General features: G+C 61.0%; 12 protein-coding genes and 1 pseudogene. 10 read left to right on the forward strand and 3 right to left on the reverse strand.

The genetic code is table 11. The features are described from left to right. Positions 1 to 69 precede the first annotated feature (69 nt). The 4 genes from V9L13_RS13980 to V9L13_RS13995 all read left to right on the forward strand — a co-directional run bounded on the left by V9L13_RS13980 (position 70) and on the right by V9L13_RS13995 (position 6,451). Positions 70 to 2,655 (forward strand): TonB-dependent receptor, encoded by a 2,586-nt coding sequence (locus V9L13_RS13980; protein WP_338802799.1) that lies wholly within the window; start codon positions 70 to 72, stop codon positions 2,653 to 2,655. A 111-nt stretch (positions 2,656 to 2,766) separates the two neighbouring features. Then, the gene (locus tag V9L13_RS13985; RefSeq protein WP_338802801.1) at positions 2,767 to 3,363 is read left to right on the forward strand and encodes a biliverdin-producing heme oxygenase; all 597 of its coding nucleotides are present in this window, start codon (positions 2,767 to 2,769) and stop codon (positions 3,361 to 3,363) included. Between the two features lie 163 nt (positions 3,364 to 3,526). Further along, positions 3,527 to 3,922 carry a YbaN family protein gene (locus tag V9L13_RS13990; protein ID WP_338802802.1) on the forward strand — a complete coding sequence of 132 codons (396 nt, stop codon included), beginning with the start codon at positions 3,527 to 3,529 and terminating at the stop codon, positions 3,920 to 3,922. 390 nt (positions 3,923 to 4,312) lie between these two features. Beyond that, complete coding sequence (locus V9L13_RS13995) at positions 4,313 to 6,451, forward strand: methyl-accepting chemotaxis protein (protein ID WP_226499540.1); 2,139 nt, start codon at positions 4,313 to 4,315, stop codon at positions 6,449 to 6,451. Positions 6,452 to 6,468: 17 nt separating this feature from the next. On the opposite strand, the pseudogene V9L13_RS14000 reads toward V9L13_RS13995, so the two are convergent. After that, positions 6,469 to 6,573: pseudogene (locus V9L13_RS14000) on the reverse strand (DUF4381 domain-containing protein); the annotation flags it as partial. Between the two features lie 69 nt (positions 6,574 to 6,642). Here V9L13_RS14000 and V9L13_RS14005 point away from each other — a divergent pair. Then, positions 6,643 to 7,989 (forward strand): CoA transferase, encoded by a 1,347-nt coding sequence (locus tag V9L13_RS14005; protein WP_338802803.1) that lies wholly within the window; start codon positions 6,643 to 6,645, stop codon positions 7,987 to 7,989. Between the two features lie 111 nt (positions 7,990 to 8,100). On the opposite strand, the gene V9L13_RS14010 is transcribed toward V9L13_RS14005, so the two are convergent. Further along, positions 8,101 to 8,964 carry a DNA-3-methyladenine glycosylase gene (locus V9L13_RS14010; protein ID WP_338802804.1) on the reverse strand — a complete coding sequence of 288 codons (864 nt, stop codon included), beginning with the start codon at positions 8,962 to 8,964 and terminating at the stop codon, positions 8,101 to 8,103. Beyond that, positions 8,961 to 10,388 (reverse strand): arginine-ornithine antiporter, encoded by a 1,428-nt coding sequence (gene arcD / locus V9L13_RS14015; RefSeq protein ID WP_103486275.1) that lies wholly within the window; start codon positions 10,386 to 10,388, stop codon positions 8,961 to 8,963. Before arcD (V9L13_RS14015) ends, V9L13_RS14010 begins: the two co-directional genes overlap by 4 nt. Before the next feature lie 423 nt (positions 10,389 to 10,811). Between arcD (V9L13_RS14015) and arcD (V9L13_RS14020) the strand changes: the two genes are divergently transcribed. The 5 genes from arcD (V9L13_RS14020) to V9L13_RS14040 all read left to right on the forward strand — a co-directional run bounded on the left by arcD (V9L13_RS14020) (position 10,812) and on the right by V9L13_RS14040 (position 16,157). Continuing rightward, entirely contained in the window at positions 10,812 to 12,239 is a 1,428-nt protein-coding gene (gene arcD, locus V9L13_RS14020; protein ID WP_338802805.1) for an arginine-ornithine antiporter, read from the forward strand. Positions 12,240 to 12,274: 35 nt separating this feature from the next. Further along, the gene (gene arcA, locus V9L13_RS14025) at positions 12,275 to 13,531 is read left to right on the forward strand and encodes an arginine deiminase (protein ID WP_338802806.1); all 1,257 of its coding nucleotides are present in this window, start codon (positions 12,275 to 12,277) and stop codon (positions 13,529 to 13,531) included. Between the two features lie 69 nt (positions 13,532 to 13,600). Continuing rightward, on the forward strand, positions 13,601 to 14,611 hold the full coding sequence (locus V9L13_RS14030; RefSeq protein ID WP_003227481.1) for an ornithine carbamoyltransferase: 1,011 nt from the start codon (positions 13,601 to 13,603) through the stop codon (positions 14,609 to 14,611). Between the two features lie 191 nt (positions 14,612 to 14,802). Further along, positions 14,803 to 15,732: a carbamate kinase gene (gene arcC / locus V9L13_RS14035; RefSeq protein WP_041068605.1), complete on the forward strand. Its 930-nt coding sequence runs from the start codon at positions 14,803 to 14,805 to the stop codon at positions 15,730 to 15,732. A gap of 62 nt (positions 15,733 to 15,794) precedes the next feature. Beyond that, entirely contained in the window at positions 15,795 to 16,157 is a 363-nt protein-coding gene (locus V9L13_RS14040) for a DUF5064 family protein (RefSeq protein ID WP_338802807.1), read from the forward strand. Positions 16,158 to 16,176: the final 19 nt, after the last annotated feature.

The following is a 16,176-nucleotide window of genomic DNA, read 5'->3' on the forward strand; positions in this document are numbered from 1 at the left end:
TGCAATTGATTCGCATCTTCGGAGGCGGATCAGCACCTATAAAGATTCGTGCGACACGGAGCGCTATCGATGTCCTCTCGCCTTACCCGCCAGACTGCTTCCCCTTCCCGCGTATTGTCGTTGCTGACAGCCGCCATCCTCATGGCCGGCACTGCACCGCTGATGGCTGCCACCGAACAACCGGCGCGCAACATGGGTGATTATTCGTTCTCGATCGGCCAGCAACCGCTGGTGTCGGCGCTCAATGCCTTCACCACTGTCACCGGTTGGCAGGTCGGCTTGCCGGCAGAATTGGGTCAGGGCGTATCGTCGCCGGGTGTGCGCGGTTCGCTGCCGCCGGAAAAAGCCCTGGAGCGCCTGTTGGTGGGGACCAACCTGAGCTTCCGCAAGCTGAGCAACAACAACGTGGTGCTGGAAAAGCGCAACAACAGCGGCGCACTCAATCTGGATCAGGTGACCATCAGCGCCACCCGCCAGGAACAATCGGTCAGCAGCGTGCCGGCCACCGTCACCGTGCAGACCCGCCAGGATCTGGATCGCAACAACGTCAACACCATCAAGGATCTGGTGCGCTACGAGCCGGGCGTGTCGGTCGGCGGCGCCGGCCAGCGTGGCGGTATCAGCGGCTATAACATCCGTGGCATCGACGGCGACCGCATCCTGACGCAGGTTGACGGCGTCGAAGTGCCGGACGGTTTCTTCAATGGCCCGTACGCCAAGACCCAGCGCAATTACGTCGACCCGGAAATCGTCAAACGCGTGGAAATCCTCCGTGGCCCGGCCTCGGTGCTGTACGGCAGCAACGCCATTGGTGGCGCCGTCAGCTACTACACCCTCGACCCGGACGACATCATCAAGCCCGGCAAAGACGTCGGCGCTCGCCTCAAAACCGGTTACAGCTCCGCCGATGAGAGCTGGCTGAAATCCGCCACCGTCGCTGGTCGTGCCGAGCAGTTCGACGGCTTGCTGCACTTCAGCCAGCGCGACGGTCACGAAACCGATTCCTACGGCAGCAACAACGGCACTGGCCTCGAGCGCACCGCCGCCAACCCGGAAGACGTCAAAGCGACCAACGTACTGGCGAAGATCGGCTGGAACTACAACGAAGGTTCGCGCCTGGGCCTGACCTACGAGAAGTACAAGGACGATCGCGACACCGATCAGAAAAGCGCCTACGGCGGCCCGTACTTCAATGGCGCGCCGACCATTCCCAACAGCATGCTGCCCGGCGGCATGTACCAGTGGCGTACCGGCAACGACACCATCACCCGCGAGCGTTTCGGCCTGGAGCACAGCTTCGCCCTCGACAGCCTGCTGGCCGATAACGTGAAGTGGAGCCTCAATCACCAGATCGCCAAGACCGACCAGAGCACCGAAGAGTTCTACTACCCGATGACCCGTAAAGTGCTGCGCACCCGCGACACGATCTACGAGGAAAAACAGTGGGTGTTCGATGCGCAACTGGACAAGGCGTTTGCCATCGGTGACACCGATCACGTGCTGACCTACGGCACCACGATCAAACAGCAGAAAGTCACCGGTTCGCGCAGCGGCGACGGCAAGTGCCTGGCAGTCGGTCGTGGCTGCACCGCCATCGGCGCCACCAGCGCGGCGGATGTGCTGAAAAAATCCAGCGACTTCCCGGACCCGACCATCAACACCTACAGCCTGTTCGCCCAGGATCAGATCAGCTGGAACAAGTGGACCTTCCTGCCGGGTCTGCGCTACGACTACACCCAGCTCAAGCCGCACATCACTCAGGAATTCCTCAACACCGTGGCCGCCGATGGCAACGGCACGGTCAGCGACGAGAACAAGACCTGGCACAAAGTCTCGCCCAAGTTCGGCCTGACCTACGCCCTGACCGACAATTACACCTGGTACGGCCAGTACGCCGAAGGTTTCCGTACACCGACGGCGAAAGCGCTGTACGGGCGCTTCGAAAACAGCACCACCGGCTACAACGTGGCGCCGAACCCGAACCTGGAACCGGAAAAAAGCAAAAGCTATGAAACCGGTCTGCGCGGCAACTTCGAGCAAGGCTCGTTCGACGTGGCAGTGTTCTATAACAAGTACCGCGATTTCATCAACGAAGACGCGGTCACCCCCGGCTACGACGAGCTGACCTTCCAGTCGAGCAACATCAAGCACGCGACCATCAAGGGCGCCGAAGTCAAAGGTCGTCTGAACCTCGATGCGTTCGGTGCGCCGCAAGGCCTCTACACCCAGGGCTCGATCGCTTACGCCTACGGTCGCAACAACGACAACGGCGAACCGCTCAACAGCGTCAATCCGCTGACCGGCGTGTTCGGCCTGGGTTACGACCAGGACAACTACGGCGGCCTGCTGAGCTGGACCGTGGTGAAGAAAAAGGATCGCGTCGACGACAGCAACTTCAAGTCGCCGGATGGCGTCAGCAGCCAGTTCAAGACCCCGGGCTTCGGCATTCTCGATCTGGCCGGCTACTACAAAGTCACCGACGACGTCACCGTCAGCGGCGGCATCTACAACCTGACCGACAAGAAATACTGGCTGTGGGATGACGTGCGCGGTTACGACAGCGTCGGCGAAGCCTCGGTGACGCAACCGGCCAACCTCGATCGTCTGACCCAACCGGGCCGCAACTTCGCGATCAATCTGGTCTGGGACATCTGATCCGGACGGCCCTGCGACGCGCATTGTTCAGCGCATCGCAGGGCTTTTTTTACGGTTTGGCACCTGCCCGTTCGTCTCGTTATCAAGCGCCTCTTTTATCAAGGACACCCCATGACCACATCGGAAAAAGCCCTGCGTTCACAACGCCTGAACCAGATCACCCACGAGCCGCACAGCAAGCTCGACGCCCTGGTCAAGGCCCACGCGCCGTTCGAAACCCGCGCCAACTTCGCGCGTTTCGTGGTCGCGCAATACCTGTTCCAGTCGGAGTTGGTAGACCTGTACAACGACGCCGAACTGGCTGCCATCGTCCCGGATCTGCCGGCCCGTTGCCGCGCCGAAGCGGCCAAGGCCGACCTGGCGGATCTGGACACCGACATCCCGGCACCGGTGGCCGGTGCGCTGAAAAACCCGACCAAGGCTCGCGCCCTCGGCTGGATCTTCGTCTCCGAAGGTTCGAAGCTCGGCGCCGCGTTCCTGATCAAACGCGCGGTGGCGCTGGACCTCAGCGAAACCTTCGGCGCCCGTCACCTGGGCGAGCCGGAAGGCGGTCGTGCCGAAGGCTGGAAAAGCTTCGTGCGCACCCTCGACTCGCTGCAGTTCACTGCCGAGGAAGAAGCCGAAGTCGAGCAAGGCGCGATCGACGCGTTCAACCGCTTCACCGTGCTGCTGGAACAGGCTTACGCGACCGCAGCCGAACCGGCCTGACACAACACAAATCCCCTTGTGGGAGCGGGCTTGCTCGCGAATGCGCTGTGTCAGTCACCTGATATGTCACTGACACAGCGCATTCGCGAGCAAGCCCGCTCCCACATGGGAACAGCGCTAGCCTGTAGAATCCCCCGTTTCGCCTCACAGCAATCCCGAGCCCATGCCGCAACCCGCCTCGTCAAAACTCGCCCGCCTGCTGTTCGGCCTGCTGGCCTATGTCAGCCTCGGCATTGGCCTGATCGCCATCGTCGTGCCCGGCCTGCCGACCACCGAGTTCATCCTGCTCGCCGCCTGGGCCGCGACCCGCAGCTCGCCGCGCCTGAGTGCCTGGCTGGAAAATCATCGGCTGTTCGGGCCGATCCTGAGCAACTGGCGCAACGGCAAGATCATCGCGCGCAAGGCCAAGGTCAGCGCCACCGTCAGCATGCTGCTGTGCGCGACGCTGATGCTGGTGATGCTCGATCACGGCTGGCCGGTGTATCTGGCGATTGCCGGGATGAGTCTGGGCAATCTGTGGATCTGGTCACGCCCGGAAGCGCTCCCGCCCCCCGCCTGACCGCCCGCTATTTTTGGCAAATGAGCTTTTGTGGTGAGGGGATTCATCCCCGATGGCTGCGAAGCAGCCACTTATCAAGCATCTGCGGAGCGTCAGTGAAAACCGGGTTTCAGGTTTTGGGCCTGCTGCGCAGTCCATCGGGGATGAATCCCCTCACCACAAAGCCTCATCACCCGCAGCACTCCGGCGTTCATCAGGCTGAAACTTCCCTGTAATTAATCGCCTTTTCAGCACAATCCCCTGCGCAAACGTTTAGCGCTGACCGTTCGTCGGCAAGCGCCTCATGCGCCCTCGCTGCACGCCGATGAGCAATGCATGGCGCTGAATGGATTTGGCGAACCGGGTAGTTCATCCCGTGGCCACCTGCTCATTCATTCACGAGATCGCCCCATGTTCGACTCTCTCTCCATTCGCCTGAAAATCGTCCTGCTCTCCGGTCTGTGCCTGCTCGGCGTGGTTGCGCTGATCGTCGGCATAAACATTTACCAGACCAACCAGAACGACGAAGTGGTCAGCGACTCCAGCAGCAAGATGCTCACCGCGAGTGTGCAGAACCTGTTGCAGGCCAAGGCGGCCGAGCAGGCGGTGCGAGTACAGAAGACCTTTGGCGAAAGCCTGACGGTGATCACCGCCCTGGCCGACCAGATCAAGGACATGCGCGTGATGGCCGCCAAGCGTTCGCTGGAGGCTGGTGCCCTGCGTGAAGAGTTGAATCAGAGCCTGAAAACCGCGTTCGAGCGCAACGACAAGGTGCTCGGCATCTGGCTCGCTTTCGAACCCAACGGCCTCGATGGCAAGGACAGCGAATTCGTCAACGATGCGGCGCGCCAGTCCAACGAAGCCGGGCGTTTTGCGACCTACTGGAGCCGCGCCGCCGGCTCGGCGCTGAACACGATCATGGTCGAAGAAGACATGACCAAGACCACCCTCAGCGTCAGCGGCACGCCGTACAACAGCTGGTACACCTGCCCTCGCGACAACAAGCGTACCTGCCTGCTCGACCCGTACGCCGACACCGTCGGGACCAAGGAAATGTTGATGACCACCATTTCCGTGCCGTTGATCGTCGACGGCAAGGCCATCGGCGTGGTCGGCGTCGACATCGCCCTCGATGCCCTGCAAGCGGCGGCGCTCGACTCGCAGCGCGACCTGTTCAACGGCGCCGGGCACATGCTGATCGTCTCCGGCAGCGGCGTGCTCGGTGCGGACAGTTCCGATGCGAAGAAAGTCGGCAAACAAATCAGCGAAACGCTCGGTGCCGAAGGCAAGGATGTCCTGCAACTGGTCAGCAGCGGCACGCCGAAAATTCTCGAACAGGGCGACCTGATTCGCGCCGTGTACCCGGTCGATCCGATTGGTAACTCGCGGGCCTGGGGCGTGGTCATCGACCTGCCGAAACAGGTGCTGCTGGCCGATTCGGTCAAGCTGCAAGCGGTGCTCGACGATGCGCAGAAAACCGGGGTGATCACCGCGTTGCTGGTGGCGGTAGTCGCTGGTCTGATTGGCCTGCTGCTGATCTGGCTCACCGCGTCGGGCGTGACCCGGCCGATCAACAGCGTTGCTGAAATGCTGAAGAACATCGCCAGCGGTGAAGGCGACCTGACCCAGCGCCTGAACTACAGCAAGAAAGATGAACTGGGCGAACTGGTGAACTGGTTCAACCGCTTCCTCGACAAGCTGCAACCGACCATCGCCCAGATCAAACAGAGCATCACCGAAGCGCGTGGCACTGCTGATCAGTCCTCGGAAATCGCCCGCCAGACCAGCGAAGGCATGCAGGTGCAGTTCCGCGAAATCGATCAGGTCGCCACCGCGTCCAACGAAATGAGCGCCACCGCGCATGACGTCGCCAACAGCGCGTCGAACGCGGCCAACGCCGCCAAGGGTGCCGATCAGTCGGCCAAGGACGGCATGTCGATCATCGAGCGCAGCACCCGCGACATCAATCAACTGGCCGATGAAGTCAGCAAAGCGGTGACCGAAGTCGAAGCACTGGCGGTCAACAGCGAGCAGATCGGTTCGGTGCTGGAAGTCATCCGCAGCATCGCCGAACAGACCAACCTGCTGGCGCTCAACGCCGCCATCGAAGCCGCCCGCGCCGGGGAAAGCGGTCGTGGTTTCGCGGTGGTAGCCGATGAAGTGCGCAACCTCGCCAAGCGCACTCAGGATTCGGTGGAAGAAATCCGCATCGTCATCGAACGCATCCAGACCGGCACCCGTGGCGTGGTCGCGACCATGCATTCGAGCCAGACTCAGGCGCACAACAACGCCGGGCAGATCCGTCAGGCGGTGGACGCGCTGGGCAAGATCAGCGATGCGGTGACGGTGATCAGCGACATGAACCTGCAGATCGCCAGCGCCGCCGAACAGCAGAGCGCCGTGGCCGAAGAGGTCAATCGCAACGTTTCGGCGATTCGCACCGTGACTGAGACGCTGACCGAACAGGCCACTGAATCGGCGGCGATCAGCAGCCAGCTCAACGCCCTGGCCAGTCAACAGATGAAATTGATGGATCAGTTCCGCGTTTAACGCCACACCGTTGAGCCCTGTGGGAGCGAGCTTGCTCGCGAATGCGGTCTACCATTCAATGATGATGCTGAATGTGATGACCTCTTCGCGAGCAAGCTCGCTCCCACAGGGTAAGTATTCACCCGCTGGCGTTTTCATCTGCCCCGACATTTTTTTGCACTATCATCGCCCTCTCTCCCGGAGGGCCTTCGATGACTGATTTACTCACGTCCATTCAAGCCGCACTCGGCTTGCCCAAAACGCCGATTCCGTTCACCAACAGCGGCGCCCTGCCCTCGGCGTTCGCCGTCACCGATCTGGCCTGCGCGAGCATCGCCGCTGCCGCTCAGGCCGTCAGCGAACTGCTCCGGCAACAGACCGGGCACTTGCCCGCCGTGGAAGTTGATCGGCGTCTGGCCTCGTTCTGGTTCGCTTCTTCCATCCGCCCCATGGGCTGGGATTTACCGCCGCTGTGGGACCCGATCGCCGGCGACTACGCGACCCGCGACGGCTGGATCCGCCTGCACACCAACGCCCCGCATCACCGCGCCGCAGCCGAAAGCGTGCTCGGTGCCTGCGCCGATCGTGCAGCGATGGCGGCGAAAGTCGCGCAATGGAGCGGCGCCGATCTGGAGCAAGCGATAGTCGACGCCAAGGGCTGCGCCGCCGAAATGCGCAGTTGGGCGCAGTGGCAGCAACACCCGCAGGGGCTGGCAGTAAACGCCGAGCCGCTGGTGCACTTCAGTGCCGATCACCAACAGATCGCGCAACCCTGGGCAGGCTCAGTCGCGCAACCATTGGCCGGGCTCAAAGTGCTGGACCTGACCCGCGTGCTCGCTGGCCCCACCGCAAGCCGTTTTCTCGCCGGCCTCGGCGCCAATGTGCTGCGCATCGACCCGCCGAGCTGGAACGAGCCGGGCGTGGTGCCGGAAGTCACCCTGGGCAAACGTTGTGCGCGACTGGATCTGCAGCAACCGGCCGATCGTGCATTGTTCGAAAACCTGTTGAAAGACGCCGACATCCTCCTGCACGGCTACCGCGCCGATGCCCTGGAACATCTCGGCTTCGGCGCCGAACGCCGCCGACAACTGGCGCCGGGGCTGATCGACGTCAGCCTCAACGCCTATGGCTGGAGCGGCCCGTGGCACAACCGCCGCGGCTTCGACAGCCTGGTGCAGATGAGCAGCGGCATCGCCGAAGCCGGGCAGCGCTGGAAACAGGCTGACAAACCGACGCCGTTGCCGGTGCAGGCGCTGGATCACGGCACCGGGTATTTGATGGCGGCGAGTGCGATCCGACTTTTGACCGAACGTTTAAGGACCGGTCAGGGTGGCTCTGCGCGCCTGTCACTGGCGCGTACGGCCAAGCTGTTGATCGAACAGGGGCCGGGGTCGAGCGATCCGTTACGCGCCGAAGATGAGCAGGACCAAAGCCTGTCGCTGGAACAGACACCGTGGGGGCCAGCGCACCGCTTGCTGGCACCGCTGAAGATCAGCGAGACCCCGCTGCAATGGGCGTTGCCGGCCAGCGAATTGGGTTCACATCGCCCGCAATGGTGATGACCATTCGCGCCCTTTCGCGAGCAAGCCCGCTCCCACAGGTGAAATGCGTTCCCCTGTGGGAGCGGGCTTGCTCGCGAAGACGGCTGCACCGACAACACTGATTCAGGCTCAATCCGCCCGACTCAAAGACGTCCACAACACCTGCGCCGCATACCCCCGACAGGGTCGCCAGACTTCAGCTCGATCAGCCAATTCCCGCGCTGTCGGCCGCACACCTTCCAGCACTTCCAGCGCCCGCAGCAACCCGACATCGCCATGAGGAAAGCCATCCATATCGCGCAACTGCCGCAGTGCGATGTACTGCGCCGTCCACTCGCCAATCCCGTGCAACGCCAACAGCCGTGCCACCCCGCCCTCGCGTCCCGGCGCGAACAACAGCGGATCATCGAGCAGCGCCTGCGCCACGCCCGACAACGTTCGCCCGCGACTTTTCGGCATGCCCAGCGCCGCCAGATCTGCTGTCGCCAACACACTCGCCTGAGGGAAAACATGACTCACACCCGGCAGCGCCGAGCGTAATGGCGCACCATATTGCGCCACAAGTTTGCCCGCCAAGCGAATCGCAGCCACCACGGTAATCTGCTGGCCGAGCACCGCGCGAAACGCCAGCTCCAGACCGTCCCACGCCCCCGGTACCCGCAGCCCCGGGCGCTCGGCGATCAATCGTGCCAGCAATGGATCTTTCGCCAGATGCCCTTGCATCACTGCCAGATCGGCGTCCAGATCAAACAGCCGGCGCAACCTTGCAACAATCTGCGGCAGCAGCGCCGGATCAGGAAAATCCAGTTCGACCTCCAGCGCATCGCCCGTGCCAGGCCAAATCGAAACCGTGCCATGCACACCGTTCAAACCGATGCTGCGCGAATACACACCATCAGCCACGGTCTCCATCCCGACCACCGCCCGCGCTGCAAGAAAACCGAGCATAGCCTCCCAGTCATACGGCGGCTGGTACGCAAGCCTCAACCTCACAACGCTAACAATCCGCTGTACAAGCCATAGGCCGCCAGCCCCGCGCCAATCACCACACAAGTAAAAATGCCCTTCTCGACATGAGTGAACAGCGGCTCGCCCTGCTCATGCTTGGCCTTGGCAAACAGCACCACCCCCGGTGCATACAGCAGCGCCGACAGCAGCAGGTATTTCACCCCGCCGGCATACAACAGCCACACCGCGTAGCACAGGGCGATGCCGCCAATCAGCAAGTCCTTGGTGCGTTCGGCCGAGGCATGTTCGTAGGTTTCGCCGCGCCCGCTGAGCAACACCGCATACGCCGCCGACCACAGATACGGCACCAGAATCATCGACGAAGCGAGGTAGATCAGGCTGGTGTAGGTGCCGGCAGAAAACAGTGTGATGAGCAGGAATAGCTGAATCATCACGTTGGTCAGCCACAACGCATTGACCGGCACATGGTTGGCGTTTTCCTTTTTCAGGAACGCCGGCATGGTCTTGTCCCGGGCCGTGGCGAAGAGGATTTCGGCGCACAGCAGCGCCCATGACAGCAATGCGCCAAGCAGCGACACCGCCAGACCGAGGCTGATCAGCAGCGCGCCCCACGGCCCGACGATGTGTTCCAGCACCGCCGCCAGCGACGGGTTTTGCAACCTGGCCAATTCGGGCTGGCTCATGATCCCCAGCGACAGCACGTTGACCAGCACCAGCAGCGCCAGCACCCCGAGGAAACCGATCACCGTGGCGCGCCCGACATCGGTGCGTTTCTCCGCCCGCGCCGAATAGACGCTGGCGCCCTCGATGCCGATAAACACGAACACCGTCACCAGCATCATGTTGCGCACCTGATCCATCACCCCGCCAAAGCTCGGGTTGCTGCGGCCCCAGATGTCGCGGGTAAAGATATCGGCCTTGAACGCCACCGCCGCGATGACGATGAACATGATCAGCGGCACGATCTTGGCGACCGTGGTCACCTGATTGATGAACGCCGCCTCCTTGATCCCGCGCATCACCAGAAAATGCACGGCCCACAACAGCACCGACGCACAGCCGATGGCAACCGGCGTATTGCCTTGGCCGAATACCGGAAAGAAGTAACCGAGCGTGCTGAACAGCAACACGAAATAGCCGACGTTGCCCAGCCAGGCGCTGATCCAGTAACCCCACGCCGACGAAAACCCCATGTAATCGCCAAACCCGGCCTTGGCGTAGGCATAGACCCCGGAATCCAGCTCGGGCTTGCGGTTGGCCAGGGTCTGGAACACGAACGCCAGGGTCAGCATGCCGATGGCGGTGATGCCCCAGCCGATCAGGATTGCTCCGGCATCGGCGCGGGCGGCCATGTTCTGTGGCAAGGAAAAAATCCCGCCACCAATCATCGAACCCACCACTAGGGCGATCAACGCACCCAGTCGCAGCTTTTGCGTCGGTTGCGACATTCTTGTCTCCCTTCATTCATTTGTAACAACTATTAACTAAACGCCTAATACCACACGACGTTTATCAGGTAATACCGAGAAATACCCAGTTATATATAGCGACTGAAGCTAACGCCTAGCACGCTAAGACAGTTTTGTGCGCGAATCCTAATAAATCAATTCTGTACTGAAAACAGATGGCGAAAATTTGCCAAAAGCTGAAAAAGAACTAGCGTGTTAATTCGAAAGTAATAAGAGCAATTCCCAACCACATCAGGCAAAAGCCTCTAGGACGGGCTTTCCAGGCGATAGCGTCATGCCTCCAGTTGTTTCATAAGTCATTCATTAACAATGGAATGTGGCCATGCACTGATCTATGTCAGCTGATTGAACAGACAACAGATCTACGCTGTGAACTCTTCTCTCCTGCAATGGAGTCATGCAATGTCTGAAGCTCCCGGAAAACTACGACTAGGTGCACTGGTTGCCTTGGTAGTCGGTTCAATGATCGGTGGCGGGATATTCTCCTTGCCACAAAACATGGCCGCCAGCGCCGACGTCGGCGCGGTACTGATTGGTTGGGCCATCACCGCTGTCGGCATGCTCACCCTCGCTTTCGTCTTTCAAACCCTCGCCAATCGCAAGCCTGACCTTGACGGCGGTGTCTACGCCTACGCCAAGGCCGGTTTCGGCGACTACATGGGTTTCTCGTCCGCCTGGGGTTACTGGATCAGTGCCTGGTTGGGCAACGTCGGTTACTTCGTTCTGCTGTTCAGCACCCTCGGCTACTTTTTCCCGATATTCGGTGAAGGCAACACGGTTGCCGCCGTCATTGGCGCCTCGGTGCTGCTGTGGGCCGTGCACTTTCTGGTGCTGCGCGGGATCAAGGAAGCGGCGTTCATCAACCTCGTGACCACCGTCGCCAAGGTCGTGCCGCTGCTGCTGTTCGTGCTGATCGCGATCTTCGCCTTCAAACTGGACATCTTCACCGCCGACATCTGGGGTGTGAAAAACCCGGATCTGGGCAGCGTGATGAACCAGGTGCGCAACATGATGCTGGTCACCGTGTGGGTGTTCATCGGCATCGAGGGCGCGAGCATCTTCTCGGCGCGGGCGGAAAAACGCTCCGACGTCGGCAAGGCAACCGTCATCGGTTTCATCACCGTGCTGCTGTTCCTGGTGCTGGTCAACGTGCTGTCGCTGGGCATCATGACCCAGCCGGAACTGGCCAAATTGCAGAACCCGTCGATGGCCGCCGTGCTGGAACACGTGGTTGGTCACTGGGGTGCGGTGCTGATCAGCGTCGGCTTGATCATCTCGCTGCTGGGGGCGCTGCTGTCGTGGGTGCTGCTGTGTGCAGAGATCATGTTCGCCGCCGCCAAAGACCACACCATGCCGGAGTTTTTGCGCCGCGAGAACGCCAACCACGTACCGGTCAACGCCCTGTGGCTGACCAACGCGATGGTCCAGCTGTTCCTGATCATCACCCTGTTTTCGGCCAGCACTTACCTGTCGCTGATCTACCTCGCCACCTCGATGATTCTGGTGCCGTACCTGTGGTCGGCGGCCTATGCCCTGCTACTGGCGGTGCGCGGCGAAAGCTACGAAGGCTTCGCGGCCGAACGACGCAAGGATCTGATTATCGGCGGCATCGCGCTGATCTACGCGGTGTGGCTGCTGTATGCCGGCGGGGTCAAGTATCTGCTGCTCTCGGCCCTGCTCTACGCACCCGGCGCGATCCTGTTCGCCAAGGCCAAGCTGGAACTCAAACAACCGATTTTCACTAACGTCGAGAAGCTGATTTTCGCCGCAGTGGTCGTGGGTGCCCTGGTGGCTGCCTACGGCCTCTACGACGGCTTCCTGACCCTGTAACACCTGACTGATTTGTAATCTGGAGGATCACTGCAATGACCACGGAAAAAGTTAAGTACGGCGTCCATTCCGAAGCCGGCAAACTGCGCAAAGTCATGGTTTGCTCCCCAGGTCTGGCCCACCAGCGCCTGACCCCGAACAACTGCGATGAACTGCTGTTCGATGACGTGCTGTGGGTCGCCCAGGCCAAGCGCGACCACTTCGACTTCGTGACCAAAATGCGTGAACGCGGGATCGACGTGCTGGAAATGCACAACCTGCTGACTGATATCGTCGCCAACCCCGAAGCGCTGGATTGGATTCTCGAGCGCAAGGTCACCGCCGACTCGGTGGGCCTGGGCCTGATCAGCGAAGTCAAATCCTGGCTGAAGAGCCTGGAGCCACGGCACATCGCCGAATTCCTGATTGGCGGCGTGTCCGCCGATGATCTGCCGGACAGCTTCGGTGGCAAGACCATCCAGATGTTCCGCGACTTCCTCGGCCACTCCAGCTTCATCCTGCCGCCGCTGCCCAACACCCAGTTCACCCGCGACACCACTTGCTGGATCTACGGTGGCGTGACGCTGAACCCGATGTACTGGCCGGCGCGACGTCAGGAAACCCTGCTGGCCACCGCCATCTACAAATTCCACCCGCAATTCACCAACGCCGACTTCGAGATCTGGTACGGCGACCCGGACAAGGATCACGGCAGCTCGACCCTCGAAGGCGGCGACGTGATGCCGATCGGCAACGGCGTGGTGTTGATCGGTATGGGCGAACGCTCGTCGCGTCAGGCCATCGGTCAACTGGCGCTGAACCTGTTCAAGAACAAAGCGGTGGAAAAAGTCATCGTCGCCGGCCTGCCGAAGTCCCGTGCAGCGATGCACCTGGACACCGTGTTCAGCTTCTGCGACCGCGACCTGGTGACGATCTTCCCGGAAGTGGTGAACCAGATCGTCGCGTTCACCCTGCGGCCTGACGAAAGCAAACAGGGCGGCATCGACATTCGCCGCGAAGAAACCAACTTCCTCGACACCGTGGCCAAAGCCCTCAACCTGCCGAAACTGCGCGTGGTGGAAACCGGCGGCAACAGCTTCGCTGCCGAACGCGAGCAATGGGACGACGGCAACAACGTGGTGGCCGTGGAACCGGGCGTGGTCATCGGCTACGACCGCAACACCTACACCAACACCCTGCTGCGCAAGGCAGGCGTCGAGGTCATCACAATCAGTGCTGGCGAACTCGGTCGTGGTCGCGGCGGCGGCCACTGCATGACCTGCCCGATCATCCGCGACCCAATCGATTACTAAACGACCATCTCCCCGGCCGCACTCACCCTGTAGCGGCCGGGCCGATTACCGAATCCAAGGAGAATCATCATGGCGTTCAACATCCACAACCGTAACCTGCTCAGCCTGGAACACCACACCCCACGTGAGCTGCGTTACCTGCTCGACCTGTCCCGCGATCTGAAACGCGCGAAATACACTGGCACCGAGCAGCAACACCTGAAGGGCAACAACATCGCCCTGATCTTCGAAAAAACCTCGACCCGCACCCGTTGCGCATTCGAAGTGGCGGCCTACGACCAGGGCGCCAACGTCACCTACATCGACCCGAATTCCTCGCAGATCGGCCACAAGGAAAGCATGAAAGACACGGCCCGCGTGCTGGGTCGCATGTACGACGCCATCGAATACCGTGGCTTCAAACAGGAAATCGTCGAAGAGCTGGCGAAGTTCGCCGGGGTGCCGGTGTTCAACGGCCTGACCGATGAATATCACCCAACACAAATGATCGCCGACGTGCTGACCATGCGTGAGCACGCCGACAAGCCGATCCACGAAATCAGCTACGCCTACCTCGGCGACGCGCGCAACAACATGGGCAACTCGCTGCTGCTGGTCGGCGCCAAGCTCGGCATGGACGTGCGCATCTGCGCGCCGAAAGCCCTGTGGCCGCATGACGATCTGGTCGATCGCTGCAAGAAATACGCGGAAGAATCCGGCGCCCGCATCACCCTGACTGAAGACCCGAAAGCCGCAGTCAAAGGCGTCGACTTCATCCACACCGACGTCTGGGTGTCGATGGGCGAACCGGTCGAGGCATGGGCCGAACGTATCCAGCAACTGCTGCCGTACCAGGTCAACAAAGAGCTGATGAAAGCCACCGGCAACCCACGCACCAAGTTCATGCACTGCCTGCCGGCGTTCCACAACAGCGATACCAAAGTCGGCAAACAGATCGCCGAGCAGTACCCGCACCTGGCCAACGGCATCGAAGTGACCGACGACGTGTTCGAGTCGCCAGCCTGCATCGCCTTCGAGCAAGCGGAAAACCGCATGCACACAATCAAAGCGATTCTGGTCTCGACCCTGGCTGATCTGTAACTGAAACAGCTCCCACTGAAGGAACCAAATCCAAATGTGGGAGCGGGCTTGCTCGCGAAAGCGGTGTGTCATTCAACAGTGATGTCGATTGACCCGCCGCCTTCGGGAGCAAGCCCCCTCCCACAAAGGCCCGCGGTTCTGGCATTACGACCGAGTCGTTTGCCTCTCCTCTGATTAGAAGGACATGCACCATGCGTATCGTCGTAGCTCTGGGCGGTAACGCCCTGCTCCGTCGTGGCGAGCCGATGACCGCTGACAACCAGCGCGCCAACATCCGCATCGCCACCGAGCAAATCGCCAAGATCCATCCCGGCAACCAACTGGTCATCGCCCACGGTAATGGCCCGCAAGTCGGCCTGCTGTCGCTGCAGGCGGCGGCCTACACCTCCGTCACCCCTTACCCGCTGGACGTGCTCGGTGCCGAAACCGAAGGCATGATCGGCTACATCATCGAACAGGAACTGGGCAACCTGCTGGACTTTGAAGTGCCGTTCGCCACCCTGCTGACCCAGGTTGAAGTCGACGCCAAGGACCCGGCCTTCCAGAACCCGAGCAAGCCGATCGGCCCGGTCTACGAGAAAGCCGAAGCGGAAAAACTCGCCGCCGAAAAAGGCTGGGCGATTGCCGCCGACGGCGACAAATTCCGTCGAGTGGTGGCCAGTCCACGGCCGAAACGCATCTTCGAGATTCGTCCGATCAAGTGGCTGCTGGACAAGGGCAGCATCGTCATCTGCGCTGGCGGCGGCGGGATTCCGACCATGTACGACGAGCACCGCAACCTCAAGGGCATCGAGGCGGTGATCGACAAGGACCTGTGCTCGTCGCTGCTCGCCGAGCAACTGGAAGCCGACTTGCTGGTCATCGCCACCGACGTCAACGCGGCGTTCATCGATTACGGCAAGCCGACACAGAAAGCCATCGCCGAAGCGCACCCGGACGAACTGGAACGCCTGGGTTTCGCCGCCGGCTCCATGGGGCCGAAGGTGCAGGCAGCCTGCGAATTCGCGCGCCATACTGGCAAGGTCGCGGTGATCGGTTCGCTCGCGGACATCGAAGCGATCGTCCAGGGCACCGCCGGTACGCGCGTCAGCACGGCGAAGCCGGGCATCAGCTATCGATAACTAGAAACTCCGAGGGCAGGCTTAGGGTCTGCCCTTCTCCCATGCCTTGAAAGGAGAAACCCATGGCCATATTCGAACCGGGTCATTTGCACATCGAGCGGCACGCGTTGAACGACGATGATGTCAGTTACGACCTGTGCATCGACTATGAAGTGTTCACCGATCCCAAAGAAGGCAAAGGGATGCAGTTCACCCTGCACGGCAAAATCCAGGGCAAGGACATGAAAGAAACCTTCTTCCTGCCCAAGGACCAGGCCTACAACTTCGCCAGGGACATAACGAGAATCGCCGAGAAATACGGCATTCCCAAGACCCACAGCAGCATCGGATCGCAGCACAAACATTACGACCTGATGTTTGAAGATGTACGGGTGCAGCTGAATATGAAGTCCGGGGATCCGGTCAAACCGGAACACCTCGAATAACCCGAACACAGCACATTTC

This window comes from Pseudomonas sp. RSB 5.4 (assembly GCF_037126175.1).
GTDB lineage: Bacteria > Pseudomonadota > Gammaproteobacteria > Pseudomonadales > Pseudomonadaceae > Aquipseudomonas > Aquipseudomonas fluorescens_H.